Raw genomic sequence first — 20920 nt, forward strand, 5'->3', positions numbered from 1 at the left:
ATTGTCCGCTGCGAATGGGGCGCCGTGTCCGAGATGGGCGGTTTTCAGGGGTCACTGTTTGCAAAAAATGAGAGCAGGAAACCGCGCCGAGAGCGCCAATCCGCAGGGCCGGCCATCACTTCATCAATCACTTCATGTACGAGCGCATCACCGACAGCACCAAGTCCACGTCGTCTTCACGGGCCTGGCTGCCGGCCGTGCCATCGCCCAGATGGGTGCGTACATGGCCCTCGAGCACCTCGAAGATCATGCCGTTGACGGCGCCGCGCACGGCCGCCAGTTGCTGGAGGATGGCCGCGCAGTCGTGCTCGGCCTCGAGCGCGCGCTCCAGCGCCTGGGCCTGGCCCTGGATGCGGCGGATGCGCGTGAGCAAGCGCTTCTTGTTCTGAATCGTATGTGCCATGAGGGCCATTCTAGGCGCCTGCACATACTGGGGTACAGTATCTTCATGCACAGCATTCCATCCCTCTCGACCGCTGGCGGCGCCAGCCCCAGGCAGCATTCACACCGTTTCGACGAAGGCAACCCGCTGGGCGAGCGCCGTGCCATGCTGGCTGCGGGGCTGACGGCGGCCATGATGGTCGGGGAGATCGCAGGCGGGTACGGATTCAACTCCATGGCGCTGCTGGCCGATGGCTGGCACATGGGATCGCACGCGCTGGCGCTGGGGCTCTCAGCTGGCGCCTATGCGGCCGCGCGCAGATTGGCGGGCGATACGCGCTTTGCCTTCGGCACCTGGAAGATCGAGGTGCTGGCCGGCTACACCAGCGCCATCTTGCTGCTGCTGGTGGCGGGCGGCATGGCCTGGCAGTCGGTGCAGCGCCTGTTCTCGCCCTCGCCCATCCATTACGAGCAGGCACTGGGCGTGGCCGCGCTGGGCCTGCTGGTCAACCTTGTCTGCGCCTGGCTGCTGAAGGGCGGGCACGGGCATCACCATGGTCACGGTCACGGTCACGACCACGGACATCACCACGGGCACGGCAGGCATGCGCACGGCGGCCACGCGGGCGACCGCCATCACGGCGACCATGGCGACCACAGCGATCTCAACCTGCGCTCGGCCTACCTGCATGTGCTGGCCGATGCCGCCACCTCGGTGATGGCCATCGCCGCCCTGTTCGGCGGCATGGCCTGGGGCCTGGGATGGCTGGACCCGGCCATGGGCCTGGCCGGCGCCGTGCTGGTGGCGGCATGGGCCATGGGCCTGCTGCGCGACAGCAGCCGCGTGCTGCTGGACGCCGAGATGCACGCCCCCGTGGTCAGCGAGGTGCGTGAGGCCATCGCCCAGGCGCCGTTTGCCGCGCAGATCTCCGACCTGCATGTCTGGCGCGTGGGCAAGGCGCGCTACGCCTGCATCGTGGCACTGGACGCGCCCGCAGGCGTGGACCCCGATGCCGTGCGCCAGTTGCTTGGCGTGCACGAGGAACTGGTCCACGTCACCGTGGAGGTCAACCGGCCGCAGCCGGCTGCGACACACTGAGCCTACTGCGCGCCGGCCACCGCAGCCTGGCGCGCACCGGGCTGCTTGAACAGCTTGAAGTAAGGCGTGTTCGACGGATTCACCGGGATGTCGAACTTGCGCACCATGGCATAGGTCTGGATCTGGTCGTGCAGCGGCAGGTAGATCAGCTCCTTTTGCACCGTGCTCCAGATGGAGTGGATGGTGGCATCGCGCTTGCGCGCATCGCCCTCGGAGGCCAGGGAGACGATCTGGCTGTCCAGCTCGGCATTGCTGTAGCGCGTGGCATTGGTGTTGCCCCGGCCATTCTTGCCGCGCGTGTGCACCAGGTAGTCGAAGACGTAGGCCGAGTCATAGGTGGGCACGCCCCAGCCGTAGAGGTAGAAATCCGTCTCCTGGTTGTTGATGGCCGCCGTCTGGATGGCCAGCGGCCGGGACGACACGGCCGTCTTCACGCCGATGCGGCCCAAAAAGCCGGCGATGGCCTGGCAGATGGCCTCGTCGTTCAGGTAGCGGTCGTTCGTGCAATGCAGGGTGATGCCGAAGCCGTTGGGATAGCCGGCCTCGGCCAGCAGCTTCCTGGCCTGGGCCAAGTCGGCCTTGCCCACGGCGCCAAAGGATTTCTCGTAGCCATGCACAAAGGGCGGCGCAATGATGTTGGTGGGCACGGACAGGCCGCGCATCACGGCGCGCTGTATGGCCTGCCGGTCTATGGCCAGCTGGAAGGCCTGGCGCACGCGCAGGTCAGCCAGCGGGTTCTTGTCCTTCACATCGGAATGCGACAGCGGGGCGGCGCCCACGTTCAGGCCCAGGAAGATGGTGCGGTTCTCGGCGGCCTGGTTGATGCGAAAGCGCGGGTCGGCGCTCAGGCGCGCAATGTCCTGGATGGGCAGGTCCTGCACGAAGTCCACCTCGCCCGACAGCAGCGCCGCCACGCGCGTGGCCTGGGACTTGATGGGCAGGTAGACCAGTTCGTCGATCTCCAGCGGGAACAGCCCCTTGCCCCAGTAGCCGGGAAACTGCCGCAGCACGGTGCGCGTGTCCTGCTCGCGCGAGGCGATGACGTAGGGCCCCGTGCCGTTGGCGTTGCGCGTGGCGTAGTTCTCTTCCTTGGCCAGCGCGTTCTGCGGCTGCTCGGCACCATGGGCCTTGGCCCAGGCGGCGCTCAGGATCTGGATGTTGATGAGGCTGGCCGGCAGCAGCGGGTTGGGCCCGTTGGTCCTGATGTGCACGGTGAAGGCATCGACCTTGGTCACGTCGGTGATCGAGGTCAGCAGCGAGCGCATGTCCGAGGTGGCCGAGCGCGCGCGGCGCAGCGAGAACAGCACGTCGTCGGCCGTGAACAGGCTGCCGTCATGAAACTTCACGCCCTTGCGCAGCTTGAACTCCCAGACCGAGGGGTCGGCAGTCAGCGCCCAGGACGTGGCCAGGGTGGGCAGCAGCTTGCCATCGGCCGTGCGGATGATCAGCGGCTCGTAGATCTGGTGCAGCAGGTTGTGGTTGGGGCCGTTGTTCAGCGCGTGCGGGTCCAGCGTGGATGCGTCGGTGGAGCGCGCCCAGCGCAGGGTTTCGGCCTGGGCGGGCGGTGCGCACAGCAAGGCTGCGGCCAGGGCGGGGAGCAGTGCGGAAGTTCGCAGGGTGCGCAAGTGGGTGCGCAGCAGGGAAAGGCGAGGCAGGAAGCGTCTTTGGGTCATGAAGTGTCCTGGCAGCCGGAACAAGATCGCAGAAATGCGGCGGCGGGTGCCGCGCCGGCTGCACCAGACGGCCGATTGTGTGGAGCCACCAGCCCGCCGCAAAGCCCGATTGCGCCTATGCAAATGCGCTGCGCGCAGATGCAAAGCGCTGCGACAGCAGGGCGTACAGCGCGCGCAGGCCCTGGGCTTCGCCGCCCCTGGGCCGGCCGGGGCGCTCCTCCAGATTCCAGGCGAACAGGTCCAGGTGCAGCCAGGGCAGCTCGGGCGGCACAAAGCTCTCCAGGAACAGCGCAGCCGTGATGGCGCCGCCCTGTGGCGTGCTGGCGGCGTTGAGCAGGTCGGCCTGGTCGGAGCGGAGCATGCGGCGGTACGGCGCCCACAGGGGCAGGCGCCACAGCGGGTCGGCCTGCGCGCGGCCCTGGGCCAGCAGCTCATCGGCCCAGCCGTCATGGTTGCTGAACAGCGCGGGCAGGTCCGGCCCCAGCGCCGTGCGCGCAGCGCCCGTGAGCGTGGCCAGGTCGATCAGCAGCGCGGGCGGCGTGGGCGCGCTGCGAATGGCGTGGTGCAGCGCATCGGCCAGCAGGAGCCGGCCTTCGGCATCGGTGTTCTCGATCTCCACGCGCCGGCCGTCACCGGCCTCGATAATGTCGCCGGGCCGCAGCGCACCGGCACCCACGGCGTTCTCCACCGCAGGCACCAGCAGCTTCAGGTGGATGGGCAGGCCCGCCTGCATCAGCAGATCGGCCAGGGCCAGGGCGTGTGCGGCGCCGCCCATGTCCTTCTTCATCCAGCGCATGCCTGCGGCGGGCTTGAGGTCCAGCCCGCCGGAGTCAAAGCACACGCCCTTGCCGATGAGCACCACATGGGGCAGCGCGGCATCGCCCCAGGTCAGCTCGGCCACGCGCGGCGCCTGGGCCGCCCGGGACGCCGCCCGACCCACGGCGTGCACCAGGGCAAAGCCTGCGGCGGGCAGCTCGTCGCCCACCCATTGCCGGTAGCGCGCGCCATGGCGCGCGGCCAGGTCGGCCACGGCCTGGGCCAGCTGTTCGGGACCCAGCTGGTTGGCAGGCAGGTTGACCAGCCGCCGCACCTCGCCAATGGCGGCGGCCATTGGCGCGACGGCGGCCTGCTCATCGGGGCTTGCCACCAACCGAGCGAGTGATAGAGCGAGTGATGGAGCGGTTGCCGCATCCGACTGCCGCGCCTGGCGGGTCGATGGCAGCGCGCCCAGTGCCCAGCCCAGCAGCAGATGCGGCCTCTGAGCCTCATCCGCATCGGCGAGCGCATAGGTGCCGGGCGGCAGCGCAGCCGGCAGGCCGGCCAGCTGCCACAGCAGCTGGTCCGGGTCCACGCCGACCAGCACGCCAGCGAGGGCAGTGCCCTCGCCCTGCCCTTCCCTCTGCACTTCGCTCTGCATGCCGGGCAACAGCAGGATGCGGCCCGGCTGCGCATCAAAGCCTGCGGCGCGCGCCCATCGGGCCTGGGCCGGGGGTAGTTGCTCCAGCACGGCCGCCAGCGTGGCGGGCGTGGCACGGTGCAAGGCCGTGGCGGGTTGGGATGAAATGGCAAAGGCGCCGGGGCGGGAATCGGAATGGACGGTTGTGACGGGGCTGGACATGGCGTGGTCAAAGCGCGCCAGCCTAAAGGCCAACCTGGCTATCGCAAACAAGCCTGCCGCATATGGATATGCGCAAACCCCTGATGGAAGGCAGCGCCAGAGCACAGCCATCGACGGCACAGGATGCCTGCCATGGTGCCAGCATATAATTAGCTACCATACAATATGCCAGCATCACACCCGGCGCACAGCGCCTCAACCCCAGGAAACACCATGTCCCACTATCTGGTCGAGCTCTATTCCCCCAACCCCGCCTGGCTGGCCCTGCCCGCCGCGCAGCGCCAGCAGTTTCTGGACGCGGTTGCCAGCGCCATGGGCGGCCTGGCTGCCATGGGCGTGCAGGTGCTGGCCCTGGCCGAGACCGAGCGCGGCCTGGACCAGGCCAGCCCGCACCGCTTCCTGGGCATCTGGCGCTTTCCCGATACCGCCGCGCGCGATGCCCTGCTGGCGGGCATCAAGGCCAGCGGCTGGTACGGCTACTTCGACCATGTGAACGCGGCCAGCGGCACCGGTGGCCTGGAAAGCCATCTGAAGGCGCTGGCCGAGGTCTGAGGCGGACGGGCGATGGGTGATGAATGGGTGCAGGATGGATGCTGCAGCGCCGGCGCTACGGCTGAATCGGACACCCCAGACGCTTGAGCGTCTCGTCTATCCATGGCGCGCTGTAGGTGCCGGCAGCGATGTCGGCCACCATCCTGGCCTCAACCACCTGCTTCCCGAGTGCTGCATCCAGCAGGGCCTGCGCCTGCGCATGCGGTACGCACAGCAAGCCATCGTCGTCGCCAATCATGAGGTCACCGGGCTCGATCACCATGCCATCGATGGCGATAGGCACATTGATTTCGCCCGGGCCGTCCTTGTAGGGTCCGCGGTGCGTGACGCCCGCGGCGAATACCGGGAAGCTGCCAGCACGAATCCATGCCGCGTCCCGGATCGCGCCGTTGATCACGACGCCGCCCAGCTGGCGACGCATGGCGTCTCCCACCATGATTTCTCCGATGAGTGCGTTGGTGAGGTCGCCACCGGCATCCACCACGATCACGTCACCTGGGCTGGCCAGTTGAAGTGCCTTGTGGAGCATGAGGTTGTCGCCCGGGCGTGTCTTGATGGTCAGCGCGGGGCCGGCCATGCGCCCGCCGCCGTGCATGGGGCGCAACCGCGCGCCGCCCGCCGTCATGCGGGCCATGCAGTCGCTGACGTTGGCAACAGGCACGTCGAGATAGCGCCTGGCAATATCAAGGCTGACAGCGCGCTGCCGCTTCAGAATTTGAAGACCGATCATGGTGTGGTGCTCAGAGTGATGGAATGAAAGCCGTGCCGCTCAATCGAGCGTGGTGCCAGAGCTCTTGACGATGGGTGCCAGGCGTGCGCGGTCGCTGGCGTAGAGCCTGGCCATGTCCTGCGGTGTGCCGGTGATGAGTTCGGCGCCGGAGTCGGCGATCTTCCTGGCCGTGTCGGGTGCGTTCACCACCTTGTTGATGGCCTCGTTGAGCTGCTTGACGATGGCGTCGGAGGTGCCGGCCGGGGCCATCACGCCCCACACGCTGGCCAGCTCCACGCCCTTGATGCCGGATTCGGTGTAGGTCGGCACGTCGGGCAGCAGCTTGGAGCGGCTCGCGGTGGTCACGCCGATGGCGCGCACCTTGCCCGACTGGATGTGCGACAGCAGCGTGGGGATGGAGCCCATGTACATGTCGATGCGCCCGCCCAGCAGGTCGGGCATGGCCTGCGCCATGCCGCGAAACGGCACGTGGGTGAACTTCACATTCGAGCTTTTCTGCCAGGCCTCGCTGATGAGGTGCGAAATGGTGCCGGTGCCCGGCGTGGCAAAGCTCAGGCGCCCGGGGTCCTTCTTCGCCGCCTGGACGATGGCGTCCAGGGACTTGTACGGCGAATCGGCATTCACCACGAGCACGGCCGGGCCGGCTGCGACCAGGGCCACGGCGCGCAGGTCCTTGTCGGGGTTGTAGGTGAGCTTGGAGTACAGCAGCGGGTTGAGCACCACGTTGTCGGTCTGCGCCATCACCAGGGTCAGGCCGTCGGCGGGGGCCTTGGCCACCTGGTCCAGAGCCAGGTTGCCACCGGCCCCGGGCTTGTTCTCCACCACGATGGCCCACCCATGGGCCTCGGTGAGCTTGGTGCCGACCAGCCGCGTGAGGTTGTCGGTGCCGCCACCGGCCGGAAAGGGCACGATGAACCTGATAGGCCGCTGCGGATAGGTGCCCTGGGCATGGGCCGGGGCCACGGCGGCAGCGGTCAGTGCCAGCAGGCCGGCGAGGGCCAGACGGCGTCGGGTCGGGGTCGTCATTGCGGATGTCTCCTTTGGTGGTGTCGGTTGGCGCAGGGGTACGTTGATCAGGGGCGGCTGGCGAGCACGTGGCTGCCCAGCCAATCGATGGCCTCGTCGGTGGAGGTGCCGGTGAAGGGCTGCGCCGCATGCGCCCGGGCCGTGTCGGCGAACAGCGCCTCGACGGCGGTCAAGGCGATGGGCGCCAGGCCGTTGCGGGCCATCTGCTGCCGGGCCTCGGCCACCTCGTTGCGGCGGCGTGCGGAATGCGGGATGTGTGTGCGCACCATGGACTCCATCAGCGTGCGCAGCGGTGTCTCGTCGATGTCCTGCAGCACGGCATGCAGCTGCTCGCGCAGGCCCATCTGCTGGGCCGTCACCAGGCACTCCACGGCCAGCGCCTCGGCCCCCTTGGTGTAGATGCTGCGCAGGAGCTTGAGCGCGGCGGCATCGCCCGGCTGTCCGCCCACCACGCGAACGGAGCCGCCAAGGGGCAAGAACAATTCCTGTACAAAACCGGCCTTGCCACCGGCCACGAGCAGCGGCGTCTTGCTGCCGCCCAGGTTGACCGCGCCGGTGATGGCCACGTCCACGAAGTGCACCGCCCTGCCCTGGGCGACGCGCCGGGCCAGCTCGCCGCATTCGCGCATCTCCTGCGGGTCGGCCGTGGTCATGTCCACATAGACCACGCCATCGCGCAGATGGGGCAGGCAGGCCTCGAACAGGCTGCGCGCCACGGTGCCGAACACGGCGCTCACCACCACGTCGGCCTCGGCCAGCCAGGCGCCGGGCGCGGCATGCACCTGCGCGCCAGCGGCCTGCACGGCGTCGGCCACCGCAGCGTTGGGCTGCAGCTCGCACAGGCACACCAGGCTGTGCCCCTGCTCCAAAAAGGCCTGCATGTAGCAGGCGCCGACCATTCCACCACCCAGTATTGCGAACTTCATAAAAATACAAATTTAAAACATTTATCGCAGTCTACGGAGCACATCTCCTTTTTCTTCCTAGAGATTTCCCGTAGAACTTCGAATATTTGTACTTGTTTTGTATTTTTCGGAATGAAGCGCAGCTCGGAGAGCCCTTCCGTCGTCACCTAGAATCGGCGCACCATCCCCACCCATCTGGTGCAAACACAGTGCAAAACGTGAAAGACAAGGCGTACGAGGTTCTGCGGCAGCGGCTCATCGGCGGCCACTACCGACCCGGCGAACAGCTCAAGGAGGAACCCATTGCCCGCGACCTGGGACTGAGCCGCACGCCGGTGCGCAATGCGCTGCACCGCCTGGTGGAAGATGGCCTGGCCACCGATGGCGCGGGCCAGGGTATCCGCGTGTCGGAGTGGAGCGACTGGGATGTGGAGGAGACCTTCCAGCTGCGCATGCTGCTGGAGCCGTACGCCTCGTTCCTCGCGGCCACGCGCGGCGGCGAGGGGCTGGCCGATGAGCTGGAGGCCAGCAACCAGCGCATGGAGGCCGGCATTGCCGCTGGCCACGACGGCATTGGCGAGGTGCAGTCAGCCAACCGGGATTTTCACCACGCGCTGATCGAGGCATCGGGCTCGCCGCGCCTCAAGACCATGCTGGCGACGATGATCGACATGCCGATCATCAAGCGGTCGTTCTACATCTACACGCCCGAAGAGCTGGTGCAAAGCCTGCACCACCACTGCGACCTGGTGATCGCCATACGTGCCAGGGATGGGGAGCTGGCACGCCAGGTGATGCAGCTGCACCTGCGCATGTCCTACCACCGGTTCATGAAGCATCGAGGGGAATACCGCGCGGATGCATGAGCAGTGTCATGACCGGGGCTGAACCCTTTGCGCTGACCGCACCCGGTACAGCTGCGGCAGCCAGACAAAGGCGATGAGGACCAGCACAACGCCCGCCAGCGCCATGGGCAGCACCATCGGCCAGGCACCGTGGCGCATGGTCGGATCGACAAATTGCGCCGCCAGCTGGCCGGCGCAGAAGGCCACGCACATGATCGCGAAGCCCGAACACGACACGGCCCGCCCGGCCAGCTGCGGCGGCAGGCCACCCACCGCGCCCGCCTGGCCGCAAGGCTGGTGCAGGCCATGGCCCAGTGCATACACCGCGTGCCCCAGCAGCAGTGGAAAGGGCGAGGCCGGCGCCAGCACGCAGCCGGCGATCTGGATGCACGGCCCCAGCAGACTGAGCGAAGCGCCCAGCTGCACCGTGCGCACCGGCCCGTGGCGCGACAGCAGGCGCCGGCACCATGTGATGCCGAGGATGTAGACCAGCGAGCCGCCCGCTGGAATCCAGCCGTAGAGCACGGGCGACAGGCCGAACAGGTCGACGTACACCATCGGCGACAGCAGCAAAAAGCAGAAGATGCCGCCGTAGGTGGTTGCGGCCAGCGCCGTCCAGGCGCAAAAGCCGGGGTCGGCGAACACCTGGCGCACACCGCCAGCGGATACGGATACGGGTACGGATGCGAGGACCGGGGCAGACTCCGCCGGCGCTTGCCGCGTCTCGCTGAACATGCGCCAGCACAGTGCCAGCAAAGCCAGCGAGTAGACACCCATCGCCCCCAGCACCCAGCGCCAGCCGGCGGCCTGGACTGCCCATGCACCGGCAATCGGCGCCACCAGGGCCACCAGCCCCAGGCCCATCAGGCCGCGGGCCATGATGCGCGGCCCTTCATGGGCCGGATACAGGTCGCGCACCGCAGCCCGTGCGCACACCAGGATGGCCGCCATGGCCGCGCCCTGCATGGCGCGCCAGGCCACCAGTGCGTCCGCGCTGCCCGCCAGCGCACAGCCTGCCGCCGCTGCCGTGTAGCAGGCCAAACCCGTCAGCAGAACGGGCCGGCGCCCGAAGCGGTCGGCCAGCGGCCCGCACACCAGCTGGGCGACACCGAAGGCCAGCATGAACACGGTCAGGCTGCTGCTGGCCGAGCCCAGGTCGCGCGCGATCTCGGGCAACGCCGGCAGATAGCCATCGGTGGCGACCGGCTGCGCGGCCAGCAGCAGCGGCAGCAGCAGGAGAAAGGAAACGGAGCGGCGCGGGCCGGGATCAGCGAAGTTCATCTCAATGAAGCCTGGTCACGGCATGCGGCGCGTCGAGCGAGGGAGTTCGAAGGACGATACATGGCCAGTTGCGCGCCATGCATCCTATGCGACGGCGGACAGCACGGCCCGCAGGCCCAGCAGATAGCTGTCCGCGCCGAAGCCGCAGATCTGGCCCCGGACGATGTCGGCAAACACCGAGTGGTGGCGGAAGGGCTCGCGCGCATGGATGTTGCTCATGTGGATCTCCACCACGGGCACGGTGAGCATGGCCAGCGCGTCGCGGATGCCGTAGCTGTAGTGCGTCCAGGCACCGGCGTTGATGAGCACGCCATCGACGCCGTCCCGAAAGCCCTGGTGGATGCGATCGCACATGGCGCCTTCGCAATTGGTCTGGAAGCTGTCCACCTCGCAGCCCAGCTGGCTGCCCAGGCTGCGCAGCGAGGCGTCGATCTCGGCCAGCGTGACCGTGCCGTACTGCGCCGGATCGCGCTGGCCGAACATGTTGTGGTTGATGCCGTGCAGCATCAGGATGGTCTTCATGGGGTGTCCTCGATTCAGGGATTCGTTCATGCCACCGGGGTCTCGACGGCGGCACCGGTACGCGCCGCCTCTGCAATGGCCTCGGTGATCTGCAGGTTGCGCAGGCCGTCGTGCACGCTGACCAGCGGCTGCGCCAGGCCGCGCGCCACCTGCGCGAAATGCGCCATCTGGCGCACCAGCGGGTCTTCGCGCTCCACGGCGGCCACATCCAGGTCGAATGGCTCATTCCAGGAGCGCTGGCCGGCCGATGCATAGGTCTTCAGCCGCATGCTCGGTATGGCCAGCGAGCCGAAGGTGCCCGCCACCAGGTAGCAGTCTTCGTCCTCATAGCTGGCATAGGCCTTGTTCTCCTGCGAGGTCTGCTCCCAGCTGCGCGCGCTGGCGGCCGTGTCCGAAAGCACAAAGCTGCCCAGCGCACCGCTGGCAAAGCGCAGGTTGATGGCCACCGTGTCTTCCACGGCAAAACCGCGCGTGGCATGCGAGGCGAAGGCCTGCACGGCCACGATGTCGCCGCACAGCATGCGCAGGTTGTGGACCTCGTGGATCATGTTGAGCAGGATGGGGCCGCCACCGGCCTCGCGACGCCAGGAGCCTTCCTCGAAGTAGGCGTCCGGCTTGTAGAACAGGGCCGCACCGGTCACGGCCACCAGGCGGCCCAGCCGCCCCTGGGCGATGAGGGCTGCGGCCCGCGCCATGATCGGGCTGTGGGCGCGGTGGTGGCCCACCAGCAGCCGGGCGCCGCAGCGATCGGCCAGCGCGGCCAGCCGCTGGGCCTCGGCCACGGTGGCGGTCACGGGTTTTTCCAGCAGTATGGGCAGGCGCGCATGCATGCACTGGGCCGCCTGCGGGGCATGCAGGCGGTTGGGCGTGGCCAGCACCACGGCGTCGGGCCGGTCATGGGCGATCAGCTCGCCCAGGTCGCGCCACAGCGGCACCCCGGCCCTTTGGGCAAGCTCCCGGGCTGCGGGCGCCGGGTCCACGATGGCGGACAGGCGGCAATCCGCCTGGGCCCCGATGGCGGCGATATGGGCCTGGCCGATCGCGCCGGCGCCGGCCACGGCAATGCGAAGCGGGTGCAGCTGTGCCATGGCATGCCCCCTCAGAAGCGGTGCAGCACGCCCAGCTGCACGCCCTTGATGGTGCGGCCGTTGACGTCGTCGGCCGATGTGAAGTTGGGCTTCATGCCGCCCGAGGCCGCCAGCCTAAAGCCCGCATTGCGGTCGTTCTTCAACTGCTCGGCCACCGCGTAGAGCATGGTGCGCCTGGACAGATCGTAGTAGGCCGCGATGGCCCCGCCCGATGCGCCGCGCCCGCTGTCCGAGCCATCCTGTATGCGGCCCCACAGTGCGCCCACGCGCAGCTGCGGCGTCACGCGGTAGTCGGCCGACAGCTGCCAGACGCGGTAGAAGCGGCGCACATCGGCATTCGTGCCCGCCACCAGCCCGCCCACATTGCCCAGCACCGTGCCCGTGTTGTTGCCCGCCGAGCCCGCCGTGCTGTTGTTGGACCGCACAAAGGCCAGCTGGACCTTGCCCTTGCCGTAGTCGTAGTTGGCGTAGAGGTTGTCGTAGCGGACCGCGTCGGTATAGGCCGCGCTCTGCGGCGCACGCGCATACAGCCCGGCATAGCCGACGCGGTAGGGGCCGTTCAGGTAGTCCAGGCCCAGCTGGTAGATGGCCTGGCGCGCTGGAGCACCGGTCTCGGCCATGGCGTAGTGGGCCTCGAACAGGAAGCCGGCCATGCGCGGCGAGGTGTAGGAGATGTCGTTGTCGAAGCGCGAGGGCACGCCGAAGTTGTTGACCATCGATCCCAAGGTGCGCGAGGTGAAGTCGATGTAGTCGCCGCGCCCGAAGATCACCGTGTTCTGCCGGCCCAGCCGCACCTCGCCCCAGCCGCCGCCCAGGCCCACCCAGCTTTGGCGGTCGAAGCCGCGCGTGCTGTCGGCCTGCGTGCCGTTGTCGGCGTTGATGCCCATCTCCAGCTGGAACTTCGCGTACAGGCCACCACCCAGGTCTTCCTGACCGCGAAAGCCCAGGCGGCTGCGCAGCAGGGCGCCGTCCTCCAGCGTGGTCATGGATGCGCCCGAGCTGCTGCGCATGTGGTTGATGTACTGGTCCACGCTGCCGTAGATGGTGACCGAGGACTGGGCCTGGGCGCCCGCGCCCCAGGCGCCCAGCACGGTGGTCAGGGCCAGGATGCGAAGGGCCCCGCGCTGCGGCACTCGCGGTGTCTGGTGCATTTGCTGTTGCATGGTCTTGTCTCCTTCTCTGTGAAAACTGCTTTTTCGGGCGTGGCTGCGCCCTGCCCCGGACGCATCCAGGGCCGGTTGTCTGTCGGCTGGATCAGTAGGAGATGTGGGCGGTGGCGCGCAGCTCGTCGGGCGTGGCGCTGCCGAAGCCGAAGAATTCGAGGTAGGCGGGAATCATCTCGAACAGCATGTCCGTGCCCACCTGGAAGTCGCAGCCCTTGTCGCGCACGGCGCGCAGCAGCGGCGTGAACTCGGACTTCATCACCACCTCGCCCACAAAGGCGGTGGGTGCGATGCGCTGCACATCGAACGGCAGCGGGTCATCGTCCTTCATGCCCAGCGGCGTGGCGTTGACGACCACGTCAAAGCCCCGCGGGTCCCTGGAGCCCGTGCCCACCTTCATCCTCGGGTAGTAGGCAGCGAGCCGCCCTGCCAGGGCCTGCGCGCTCTCGTCCCGCGTATCGAACAGCATCAGCTCGCCCACGCCGGCCGCCGCCAGCGAGGCGGCAATCGCCGAGCCCACGCCACCCGCCCCGGAAATCAGCACCCGCGCGCCCTGCAGCTGCCGCCCCTTGCGCAGCACGCCGCGCACAAAGCCCGCGCCGTCGAACTGGTCGCCCAGCAGCGTGCCGTCCTCGCGCCGCAGCACGGCATTGCAGGCGCCTGCAATGTGCACGGCGGGCGTGACCTCGTGCACCAGGTCCACCACGGACACCTTGTGCGGCATGGTGATCAGCGCGCCGCGCAGGTTGGTGAAACGCATGATGGCGGCAAAGTCGCCGGCGAAATGCGCCGCCTTCACGCCCATGGGCACGACGCAGGCATCAATGCCCCGGCTGTCGAACCACGGGTTGTAGATCATGGGCGACTTGAAGGTCTCGGTCGGGTCGCCGATGTGCGCGATGAGGGTGGTTTTTCCGGAAATCATTTCCTGGGGCCTTCGGATGCCTTGGGTTGCAGGATTCAGCGGCCGGACTGGGCCAGGGCCTGGTTGCGCAGGCGGTCGTACTCGGCAGCTGCCACGGGCTGCGCACCGGCCTCGCCCAGGTCTTCCATGCGCACGCGGTAGGTCTCGCGGGCGCTCCACGCGGCCAGGGCGGCCACCACGGTGATGCCGAAGGCGATCAGGCCCACGGTCAGCCAGATGTTGTGCGCACCCGGAGGCGCCACGGCCGTGAACAGCGCGGGCAGCATGGCGGTGATGGCCGTGCCCACGTTCTGCGAGATGGCCATGGCCGAGACGCGGGTGCGGGTGGGGAACAGCTCGGGGTAGAAGCTGGGGAACACCGCGTTGTAGCCCTGGTAGACCACGCCCCACATCAGGATGGACATGGCGAAGGCCAGCGGCATGTTGCGTTCGCTGATGGCGTAGAGGTAGCCGATGGCCAGCAGGCCCGACAGCAGCGCGCCGAAGATGATGGGCGGGCGCCGGCCGATGCGGTCGGACAGGTTGCCCACCATGGGGATCACCAGCACCGCGACGATGTTGCCCACCACGGGAATCCACAGGTACATGTCCTTGGCGAAGCCGATGCCGTAGGCGGGCTGCACGGCGTAGGCCGCGCCGAAGATGGTGGCCACCACCGGGATCACGTTCATCAGCGCCATGCAGACCACGCGCAGCATGTCGGGCGAATGGTGGCGGAAGGCCTCGACCACGGGCGAACGCGGACGCGCCTCGCTGCGGCCTGCGGCGGTGAAGGCCGGGGTCTCGTTGACCTCGCGGCGGATGATCCAGCCCGCGATGATGACGACGAAGCTCAGGATGAAGGGAATGCGCCAGCCCCAGCTGTTGAACTGCTCGGTGGGCATGTAGTGCGCCAGCGGCAGGAACACGGCCGCTGCCAGGATCTGGCCGGCCTGCACGCCCTGCAGCGTGAAGCTGGCGAAGAAGCCGCGCCGCCCGAACGGGGCATGCTCCAGGATCATGGAGCTGGCGCCCGAGATCTCGCCGGCCACCGCGAAGCCCTGTATCAGCCGCATCAGCACCAGCAGCGCGGGCGCCCACAGGCCGACCTGGTCATAGGTGGGCAGCAGGCCCACGGCGATGGTGGAAAAGCCCATCAGGAACATGCACCACACCAGCACCTGCTTGCGCCCGTGCGTGTCGCCCAGGTGGCCCAGCACGAAGGCGCCGATGGGCCGCGCCACATAGCCCACGCCATAGGTGGCCAGCGAGGCGATGATGGCAATCGCCGGATCACCCTGCGGAAAGAAGATCTGCGGAAAGATCAGCGCAGCCGCCGTGGCGTAGATGAAGAAGTCGTAGTACTCCAGGGCCGAGCCTATCCAGCCGCTGGTGGCGGCCTTGCGCGGCTGGTGCCCGGTGGGCTGTGTGTGTATCGGGGTTGCGCTCATGTGTTGTCTCCTCCATGTAGAAAAGGCCCCTGCCCGATGCTTGCGGCCAGGCCGGCGGGATGTAAAAAATGTAGTTCCCGCCTATGGATGCGCCCAAGCCAATTTCGAAAGGCATGTGCGCTGATCGCACCGCGCTGTTCGATAATCGCACGCACCCAGGGTTAATACGGAAAAATCAAAACCGTCATGACAACACCTTCCACCCTCGCCCAGCGCGACTGGATTGCCGGACTGGAACGCGGCGTATCGATCATCGAAGCCTTCGACGACGCCCACCCGCGCATGACGGCCGCCGAGGCCGGCCAGCGCACGGGCATGACGCGCACCGCCGCGCGGCGCTACCTGCTGACGCTGCAGCACATGGGCTACGTGGCGGGGGACGGCAAGCTGTTCTGGCTCACGCCGCGCGTGCTGCGGCTGGGGCAGTCGTACCTGGAGTCGGCGCGGCTGCCGCGCATCGTCCAGCCGTTCCTGCAGCGCGTGGCCGCCGGCACCCATGAAACCGCCTACCTGGCGGTGCTGGACGACGACGAGGTGGTCTACATCGCGCGCAACGGACCCAACCGCAACATGAACACCGGCTACGTGCTGGGCGCGCGCGTGCCGGCCCAGGTCACGGCGGCCGGCATGCTGATGCTGTCCATGCGCAGCGACGCCGAGCTGGAGCACTGGCTGGACAACCGCGCGCTGACGGTCTTCACCTCGCACACCATCACCTGCCCCGCCGAAATGCGCCGCGAGCTGGCCTTGATCCGCACCCAGGACTGGGCCCTGTGCGAGCAGCAGCTGAACCTGGACTCGCGCGGCATTGCCGTGCCGCTGCGCGACCGCCACGGCGCGCTGGCCGGCGCCCTCAACATCACCATGCCCATGGGCCGCGAAACCGGCAAGGACGCCGTGGCGCGCGTGCTGCCCATGCTGCGCGAGACGGCGCAGGCCATGCGGGATTTGATCTGATCTGATGGTGAACGACATGGCCATGGCGCAACTTCCTGGCCTGGACATGCATGGCGACGACGACCATCTGCTGCAGCATCTGCAGGCACTGGAAGTGCGGCTGCACGATCCGCAGGTGCGATCGGACGCAGGCCAGCTGCAGGCGCTGCTGCATGAAGACTTCCTGGAATTCGGCCGATCGGGCGGCATGCACGACCGGGCCGCCACCGTGGACAGCCTGGCGGATGCCTTGCCAGCACAGGCCCCTGCCCGGCTGGTGTCAGGCGGCTTTGCGCTGGCGCGCCTGGGACCGGACAGCGCGCTGCTGACCTACCGCTCGGCCAGCGTGGCCGAGGATGGAACGGCCGGCCGGCATACGCTGCGCTCTTCGGTCTGGCTGCGCACGGCGCGGGGCTGGCAGATGCGCTTCCACCAGGGCACGCCCACGGCGCCATTCGACCTGGCCGCATCCATGCCATGAGCGGCCTGCGGCGTGTTCAGACGGTCTCGAACGCGTACTTTTCCGTATCCACCTCGCGCTGCGAGGCCACGGCATAGCGGTCGCCCTGGATGCGCTCGGGCTTGAAGAGGTCGTCCAGTTCGGCCAGCAGGGCCGCATCCAGGCGCACGGCGCCGCCGCGCAGGTCTTCGTGCAGGTGGTCCACGCTGGTGGTGCCCGGCAGGGCAATCACATGCTCGCCCTGGTGCAGCACCCAGGCGATGGCCAGCTCGGCCAGCGTGCAGTCGGCGCGCTCGGCAATGGACTGCATGGGCGCGAGCAGCTGCAGGTTCTTCGCATAGGCCTCGGGCGCAAAGCGCGGCATGGCGGCGCGGATATCGCCCTTGACCAGGCCCTGGACCTCCTGGAGCTTGCCGGTGAGGAAGGCGCGGCCCAGCGGGCTGAAGGCCACGTAGGCAATGCCCAGTTCCTTGCAGGCCTGCAGCGTGCCCAGCTCGGCATTGCGCGACCACAGCGAATACTCGCTTTGCAGCGCGGCGATGGGGAAGGTGGCATGGGCGCGGCGCAGCGCGTCGGCGCCGATCTCGGACAGGCCCAGGGCGCGCACCTTGCCCTCTTCCACCAGGCGCGACATCTCGCCCACCGATTCCTCGATGGGCACGCGGCGGTCCCAGCGGTGCAGGTAGTAGAGGTCGATGACATCGGTGCCCAGGCGCTGCAGGCTGTCTTCGCAATTGCGGCGCAGGGTCCTGGGGTGGCCATCGATCACGCGGCGCACCACGCCGTCGTCGCCGCGCACGCCGGCCATGCCGCATTTGCTGGCCAGGGTGATGTGGTTGCGGTGGGACTTGAGCACGGGGCCGACCAGGGATTCATTGGCGCCGAAGCCATACAGCGCCGCCGTGTCGAACAGCGTGACACCGGCGTCCAGCGCCGCATGCAGCACGGCCTTGCCCTGCTCGGGCGACGGCGGATGGCCATAGGCGTGGCTGAGGTTCATGCAGCCCAGGCCGACGGCGCTGACGGAGAAGGGACCCAGGTTTCGTGTGGACAGGTTGGTCATGGTGGCTCACAGGGAAAAGAAGAAAGGGAGCGGCCGGCGCTCCCCTGCAGTGCATTCGCACAACGATTTTGCCGTCAAACCGCAGCGCCCCGCACGCCCGTGCGCGCCCAGGCCGGCAGCGGCACGGGCCGGTGCAGCACGTCGTCGTTGAGCCACTGCGCGCTGCGGCGCGCGCGCTCGGCCACGGTGTCCAGCGGCAGTTGCTGGTAGTCGTCGTTGAAGACCTCGAAGCTGTAGTCGCCACGGTAGCCCAGGCGGTCCAGGCGCAGCACCAGGTCGGCCAGGCGCTCGCTGTGCACGCCCTCGCCCGGAAACACGCGGAAGGTGCGCGCCGTGGCCATGCGCTCCTCGAAGGTGGGCGCGTCATGCCACATGAAGTCGGACAGCTGCACCAGGAAGATCTTGTCGCGGTCGATCAGCTCCAGCGCATCCAGCGGCGTCTTGGCGGCCAGGATGTGGAAGGAGTCCAGGCCGATGCCCAGGTTGGACATGTCGGCGCGGCAGACCACGTCCCAGCTGGTGGTGAATTCGTTGACGTTGCGGCCCCAGGACAGGCCCTCGTAGGCGATCTTCACGCCCAGCGGGATGCCGAGCATGGCCAGCTTGCGCAGGTCGCGCGCAATCACGTCGAGATCGCCCGTGGCATGGCGCGAGGTGGACGAGCAGGCCAGCAGCACGGGGCTGCCGATCTCGGCGCACATCTCCAGCATGGATTTGGCGATGTCCACCTTGTAGTGGTGCAGGTGGTCGGACAGGCCCTCGAAGTCGCGCAGCACCTGAAAGCCCGTGGGCCGCAGGCCGCTGGCGCGCACCGCCGCCGCAGCCGCCTTGACGCCGCCCGGGTGGCCGGCCAGGTCGCGCGCGCTGAGCATGACCTGGGTGAAGCCCGCGCGCCGGATGGCGTCGAGCTTGGCCTCCAGCGAGCCATTCAGAGTGATGGTGTCCATGCCATAGCTGTCCAGCAAGCCCATGTTGCCCTCCAGGATCGTTGTGTGTATCGGCGGTTGAATCGGACGGCGGCGCGCCAGGCTTTGCGCTAGGCGTCGCGGTGCACCAGCTCGAACACCACGGTACCCATGGCGTTGCGCGTGAGCGCGCCGCGGTCATCGGGGTGCAGGCGGCTCGATTCCACGAACTCCACGCCGCGCTGGCGCAAGGCCTGCACGGCAGCAGGCACGTCGGTGGTGCCCAGGCCGATGCGCTGCAGGCGCTCGGGCATGTCGTCCCACTCCAGGCCCGGATCGGGCTCGATCAGCTGCCACAGGAAGCGCTTGCAGGGACTGCGCATGAGCTTGCCCTTGGGCAGGATGCCGAAGCGCTGCGCATCGGGCAGCAGGTGGAAGTCGAACATGCGTTCGAAGTAGGTGATCCAGTCGGCGCTGCGGCCACGCCCTATGTACTGGACCACGCCGAAATAGCCCAGGCCGGCCAGCGCCGGCGGATGGGGATCGGCCCCGGCAACGGGCTTGAAGTCGATGTCATAGATGGAGAACTCCTGCCATCGATCGACAAAGTAGAAGCGGCTGCCACCCGGGCCGTGGATGGCCGGAATGTGCAGCTCCATCGCCTGGGCCTGGCTGGGCGCCGCCCAGGCTCCCAGCTCGATGCAGCGCGTATGCGCCTGCAGGGCATCCTGCACGCGCAGCGCCACGGCCGAGATGACGGGCTGCCCGTCCGAGGCGGCATGGGCCAGCGCATCGGCGGCGCCCGCATTGACCACCAGGTTCATGTCCCCCTGCCGGTACAGCGTCACCTCGCGCGAGCGGTGCCGCGCCACGGGGCGAAAACCCAGCCCCTCCAGCACCTGGCCCAGGGCCTGGGGCTGGCTGGTGGTGTACTCGATGAACTCTATGCCGTCGATCCCGAGGCGATTGGACGCCTCGGGCACGTCTTCCCGGCTGCTGGAGGAGGAATCGGTCATTGCGGTACTCCGGGTGGAAACATGATCGTCGTGCCACGTCCAAGTGGCATCGCTCTCCTACGATCAAATACGCGTAAAACTGGCGCGGCCCAACTCAGAGACACCGAGGAAGGGCCGCCCCGCACCGAGGGTGTCGTCCCCCTTTCAGGGGGAAGACGCGAAGCGGCTCAGGGGGTGAGCTGTTTTTCCAGATCGTGCAGGACCTGATAGCAGGGCAGCACCTGGGCCACGCTGGAATTGGGCTCGCGGCCTTCGCGGATGGCGGCGAAGAACTCGCGGTCCTGCAGCTCGATGCCGTTCATGGACACGTCGACCTTGGAAACGTCGATCTTCTCTTCCTTGCCGTTGACGAGGTCGTCATAGCGCGCGATGTAGGTGCCGGTGTCGCCGATGTAGCGGAAGAAGGTGCCCAGCGGGCCGTCGTTGTTGAACGACAGGCTCAGCGTGCAGATGGCGCCATTGGCGGCCTTGAGCTGGATGCTCATGTCCATGGCAATGCCCAGTTCCGGGTGGATGGGGCCTTGCACGGCGTTGGCCTTCACGATGGGGCTGCCGGCCTGGTAGGCGAACAGGTCCACGGTGTGGGCAGCGTGGTGCCACAGCAGGTGGTCGGTCCAGCTGCGGGCCTGGCCCAGCGCGTTCATGTTGGTGCGGCGGAAGAAGTAGGTCTGCACATCCATCTGCTGGATGTTGAACTCGCCGGCCGCGATCTTCTTGTGCACCCACTGGTGGCTGGGGTTGAAGCGGCGCGTATGGCCGCACATGGCCACCAGGCCGGTCTGCTTTTGCAGATCGGCCACGGCCTGCGCGTCCTTGAGGCTGTCGGCCAGCGGGATCTCCACCTGCACATGCTTGCCGGCCTTCAGGCACTCGATGGCCTGGGCGGCGTGCATCTGCGTGGGCGTGCACAGGATGACGGCGTCCACCTCGGGCAGGGCCAGGCTGTCGGCCAGCTCGGTGGTCACATGCTGGATGCCGTACTTGTCGGCCACTTCCTGGGTCTTGGCCAGCTCGCGGCCCACCAGGGAGACGACTTCCACGCCGTCGATGTTCTTGATGCCGTCCAGGTGCTTGATGCCGAAGGCACCGGCGCCCGCCAGGGCGACTTTGATGGTCTTGTTGCTCATATGAGTCTCCGTAGAGCCGCCTCAAGGAGGCGAAGGCCCCCTCGGGGGGCAGTGAATACACGCAGTGATGAACGTGGGGGCCTCAGCCGTTCTCCAGGATGAGATGTCCCACGGCCGTATTGGACGCGGGCACATGGTAGAAGCGGTGGTTGACCTTGGGCAGCGGCGCGGGGCC

General features: G+C 67.9%; 21 protein-coding genes and 1 pseudogene. 5 read left to right on the forward strand and 17 right to left on the reverse strand.

What is annotated here, in order from left to right; all coding sequences use genetic code 11:
- Positions 1–127 precede the first annotated feature (127 nt).
- Entirely contained in the window at positions 128–403 is a 276-nt protein-coding gene (locus ACF8NF_RS11835; RefSeq protein ID WP_348649967.1) for a metal/formaldehyde-sensitive transcriptional repressor, read from the reverse strand.
- Between the two features lie 45 nt (positions 404–448).
- Between ACF8NF_RS11835 and dmeF the strand changes: the two genes are divergently transcribed.
- Positions 449–1480 carry a CDF family Co(II)/Ni(II) efflux transporter DmeF gene (dmeF, locus tag ACF8NF_RS11840; RefSeq protein ID WP_047216872.1) on the forward strand — a complete coding sequence of 344 codons (1032 nt, stop codon included), beginning with the start codon at positions 449–451 and terminating at the stop codon, positions 1478–1480.
- A 2-nt stretch (positions 1481–1482) separates the two neighbouring features.
- On the opposite strand, the gene ACF8NF_RS11845 is transcribed toward dmeF, so the two are convergent.
- Both ACF8NF_RS11845 and ACF8NF_RS11850 read right to left on the reverse strand, forming a co-directional pair.
- Positions 1483–3153 (reverse strand): ABC transporter substrate-binding protein, encoded by a 1671-nt coding sequence (locus tag ACF8NF_RS11845; protein WP_016451452.1) that lies wholly within the window; start codon positions 3151–3153, stop codon positions 1483–1485.
- A gap of 115 nt (positions 3154–3268) precedes the next feature.
- Positions 3269–4771, reverse strand: a complete 1503-nt coding sequence (locus tag ACF8NF_RS11850) for a leucyl aminopeptidase family protein (RefSeq protein ID WP_392450636.1) — start codon at positions 4769–4771, stop codon at positions 3269–3271.
- A gap of 213 nt (positions 4772–4984) precedes the next feature.
- Between ACF8NF_RS11850 and ACF8NF_RS11855 the strand changes: the two genes are divergently transcribed.
- Positions 4985–5323: a DUF6616 family protein gene (locus ACF8NF_RS11855; protein ID WP_017404661.1), complete on the forward strand. Its 339-nt coding sequence runs from the start codon at positions 4985–4987 to the stop codon at positions 5321–5323.
- 55 nt (positions 5324–5378) lie between these two features.
- Here the strand turns inward: ACF8NF_RS11855 and ACF8NF_RS11860 are convergent, their stop codons facing one another.
- Genes ACF8NF_RS11860 through ACF8NF_RS11870 form a run of 3 tightly spaced genes read right to left on the reverse strand, consistent with a single transcriptional unit; the run spans position 5379 to position 8005 of the window.
- Entirely contained in the window at positions 5379–6053 is a 675-nt protein-coding gene (locus ACF8NF_RS11860) for an RraA family protein (protein WP_392450637.1), read from the reverse strand.
- Between the two features lie 39 nt (positions 6054–6092).
- Complete coding sequence (locus tag ACF8NF_RS11865; protein ID WP_392450638.1) at positions 6093–7079, reverse strand: Bug family tripartite tricarboxylate transporter substrate binding protein; 987 nt, start codon at positions 7077–7079, stop codon at positions 6093–6095.
- 47 nt (positions 7080–7126) lie between these two features.
- Positions 7127–8005, reverse strand: a complete 879-nt coding sequence (locus tag ACF8NF_RS11870; protein ID WP_288899280.1) for an NAD(P)-dependent oxidoreductase — start codon at positions 8003–8005, stop codon at positions 7127–7129.
- Between the two features lie 188 nt (positions 8006–8193).
- Here ACF8NF_RS11870 and ACF8NF_RS11875 point away from each other — a divergent pair, with 188 nt between their 5' ends.
- Entirely contained in the window at positions 8194–8850 is a 657-nt protein-coding gene (locus ACF8NF_RS11875; RefSeq protein ID WP_012206234.1) for a GntR family transcriptional regulator, read from the forward strand.
- Between the two features lie 6 nt (positions 8851–8856).
- On the opposite strand, the gene ACF8NF_RS11880 is transcribed toward ACF8NF_RS11875, so the two are convergent.
- The 6 genes from ACF8NF_RS11880 to ACF8NF_RS11905 form a co-directional block, all read right to left on the reverse strand.
- Positions 8857–10110 carry an MFS transporter gene (locus ACF8NF_RS11880; RefSeq protein WP_392450639.1) on the reverse strand — a complete coding sequence of 418 codons (1254 nt, stop codon included), beginning with the start codon at positions 10108–10110 and terminating at the stop codon, positions 8857–8859.
- 84 nt (positions 10111–10194) lie between these two features.
- Entirely contained in the window at positions 10195–10632 is a 438-nt protein-coding gene (gene aroQ, locus ACF8NF_RS11885; protein ID WP_074924075.1) for a type II 3-dehydroquinate dehydratase, read from the reverse strand.
- 26 nt (positions 10633–10658) lie between these two features.
- Positions 10659–11720 carry a Gfo/Idh/MocA family protein gene (locus ACF8NF_RS11890; RefSeq protein WP_074924077.1) on the reverse strand — a complete coding sequence of 354 codons (1062 nt, stop codon included), beginning with the start codon at positions 11718–11720 and terminating at the stop codon, positions 10659–10661.
- An 11-nt stretch (positions 11721–11731) separates the two neighbouring features.
- Positions 11732–12883: a porin gene (locus tag ACF8NF_RS11895; protein WP_212645280.1), complete on the reverse strand. Its 1152-nt coding sequence runs from the start codon at positions 12881–12883 to the stop codon at positions 11732–11734.
- Between the two features lie 91 nt (positions 12884–12974).
- The gene (locus ACF8NF_RS11900; RefSeq protein ID WP_154834055.1) at positions 12975–13808 is read right to left on the reverse strand and encodes a shikimate dehydrogenase; all 834 of its coding nucleotides are present in this window, start codon (positions 13806–13808) and stop codon (positions 12975–12977) included.
- 35 nt (positions 13809–13843) lie between these two features.
- A complete protein-coding gene (locus ACF8NF_RS11905) occupies positions 13844–15238 on the reverse strand; it encodes an MFS transporter (RefSeq protein ID WP_017404655.1) in 1395 nt (464 codons plus the stop codon).
- A 186-nt stretch (positions 15239–15424) separates the two neighbouring features.
- Between ACF8NF_RS11905 and ACF8NF_RS11910 the strand changes: the two genes are divergently transcribed.
- Together ACF8NF_RS11910 and ACF8NF_RS11915 are read left to right on the forward strand one after the other, a co-directional pair.
- A complete protein-coding gene (locus ACF8NF_RS11910; protein WP_012206241.1) occupies positions 15425–16195 on the forward strand; it encodes an IclR family transcriptional regulator C-terminal domain-containing protein in 771 nt (256 codons plus the stop codon).
- 22 nt (positions 16196–16217) lie between these two features.
- The gene (locus tag ACF8NF_RS11915) at positions 16218–16655 is read left to right on the forward strand and encodes a DUF4440 domain-containing protein (protein ID WP_392450641.1); all 438 of its coding nucleotides are present in this window, start codon (positions 16218–16220) and stop codon (positions 16653–16655) included.
- Positions 16656–16671: 16 nt separating this feature from the next.
- Here the strand turns inward: ACF8NF_RS11915 and ACF8NF_RS11920 are convergent, their stop codons facing one another.
- The 5 genes and pseudogenes from ACF8NF_RS11920 to ACF8NF_RS11940 all read right to left on the reverse strand — a co-directional run.
- Positions 16672–17697, reverse strand: coding sequence for an aldo/keto reductase (locus ACF8NF_RS11920; protein WP_074924087.1), 1026 nt, complete (start codon positions 17695–17697; stop codon positions 16672–16674).
- Positions 17698–17771: 74 nt separating this feature from the next.
- Positions 17772–18668, reverse strand: a complete 897-nt coding sequence (locus ACF8NF_RS11925) for a sugar phosphate isomerase/epimerase (RefSeq protein ID WP_016450427.1) — start codon at positions 18666–18668, stop codon at positions 17772–17774.
- Between the two features lie 65 nt (positions 18669–18733).
- Positions 18734–19618: a 4-hydroxyphenylpyruvate dioxygenase gene (locus ACF8NF_RS11930; protein WP_034366790.1), complete on the reverse strand. Its 885-nt coding sequence runs from the start codon at positions 19616–19618 to the stop codon at positions 18734–18736.
- 167 nt (positions 19619–19785) lie between these two features.
- A complete protein-coding gene (locus tag ACF8NF_RS11935) occupies positions 19786–20745 on the reverse strand; it encodes a Gfo/Idh/MocA family oxidoreductase (protein WP_016450429.1) in 960 nt (319 codons plus the stop codon).
- Positions 20746–20827: 82 nt separating this feature from the next.
- Positions 20828–20920: pseudogene (locus ACF8NF_RS11940) on the reverse strand (protocatechuate 3,4-dioxygenase); the annotation flags it as partial.

Source organism: Delftia sp. WSY_22 (genome assembly GCF_043104185.1).
Classification (GTDB): Bacteria; Pseudomonadota; Gammaproteobacteria; order Burkholderiales; family Burkholderiaceae_C; genus Comamonas; species Comamonas tsuruhatensis.

Excerpts from the sequence above, each read along its gene's own strand:
- ACF8NF_RS11835 (WP_348649967.1), bottom strand. The coding sequence starts at position 403 with ATGGCACATACGATTCAGAACAAGAAGCGCTTGCTCACGCGCATCCGC.
- dmeF (WP_047216872.1), top strand. The coding sequence starts at position 449 with ATGCACAGCATTCCATCCCTCTCGACCGCTGGCGGCGCCAGCCCCAGG.
- ACF8NF_RS11845 (WP_016451452.1), bottom strand. The coding sequence starts at position 3,153 with ATGACCCAAAGACGCTTCCTGCCTCGCCTTTCCCTGCTGCGCACCCAC.
- ACF8NF_RS11850 (WP_392450636.1), bottom strand. The coding sequence starts at position 4,771 with ATGTCCAGCCCCGTCACAACCGTCCATTCCGATTCCCGCCCCGGCGCC.
- ACF8NF_RS11855 (WP_017404661.1), top strand. The coding sequence starts at position 4,985 with ATGTCCCACTATCTGGTCGAGCTCTATTCCCCCAACCCCGCCTGGCTG.
- ACF8NF_RS11860 (WP_392450637.1), bottom strand. The coding sequence starts at position 6,053 with ATGATCGGTCTTCAAATTCTGAAGCGGCAGCGCGCTGTCAGCCTTGAT.
- ACF8NF_RS11865 (WP_392450638.1), bottom strand. The coding sequence starts at position 7,079 with ATGACGACCCCGACCCGACGCCGTCTGGCCCTCGCCGGCCTGCTGGCA.
- ACF8NF_RS11870 (WP_288899280.1), bottom strand. The coding sequence starts at position 8,005 with ATGAAGTTCGCAATACTGGGTGGTGGAATGGTCGGCGCCTGCTACATG.
- ACF8NF_RS11880 (WP_392450639.1), bottom strand. The coding sequence starts at position 10,110 with ATGAACTTCGCTGATCCCGGCCCGCGCCGCTCCGTTTCCTTTCTCCTG.
- aroQ (WP_074924075.1), bottom strand. The coding sequence starts at position 10,632 with ATGAAGACCATCCTGATGCTGCACGGCATCAACCACAACATGTTCGGC.
- ACF8NF_RS11890 (WP_074924077.1), bottom strand. The coding sequence starts at position 11,720 with ATGGCACAGCTGCACCCGCTTCGCATTGCCGTGGCCGGCGCCGGCGCG.
- ACF8NF_RS11895 (WP_212645280.1), bottom strand. The coding sequence starts at position 12,883 with ATGCAACAGCAAATGCACCAGACACCGCGAGTGCCGCAGCGCGGGGCC.
- ACF8NF_RS11900 (WP_154834055.1), bottom strand. The coding sequence starts at position 13,808 with ATGATTTCCGGAAAAACCACCCTCATCGCGCACATCGGCGACCCGACC.
- ACF8NF_RS11905 (WP_017404655.1), bottom strand. The coding sequence starts at position 15,238 with ATGAGCGCAACCCCGATACACACACAGCCCACCGGGCACCAGCCGCGC.
- ACF8NF_RS11910 (WP_012206241.1), top strand. The coding sequence starts at position 15,425 with ATGACAACACCTTCCACCCTCGCCCAGCGCGACTGGATTGCCGGACTG.
- ACF8NF_RS11915 (WP_392450641.1), top strand. The coding sequence starts at position 16,218 with ATGGCGCAACTTCCTGGCCTGGACATGCATGGCGACGACGACCATCTG.
- ACF8NF_RS11920 (WP_074924087.1), bottom strand. The coding sequence starts at position 17,697 with ATGACCAACCTGTCCACACGAAACCTGGGTCCCTTCTCCGTCAGCGCC.
- ACF8NF_RS11925 (WP_016450427.1), bottom strand. The coding sequence starts at position 18,668 with ATGGGCTTGCTGGACAGCTATGGCATGGACACCATCACTCTGAATGGC.
- ACF8NF_RS11930 (WP_034366790.1), bottom strand. The coding sequence starts at position 19,618 with ATGACCGATTCCTCCTCCAGCAGCCGGGAAGACGTGCCCGAGGCGTCC.
- ACF8NF_RS11935 (WP_016450429.1), bottom strand. The coding sequence starts at position 20,745 with ATGAGCAACAAGACCATCAAAGTCGCCCTGGCGGGCGCCGGTGCCTTC.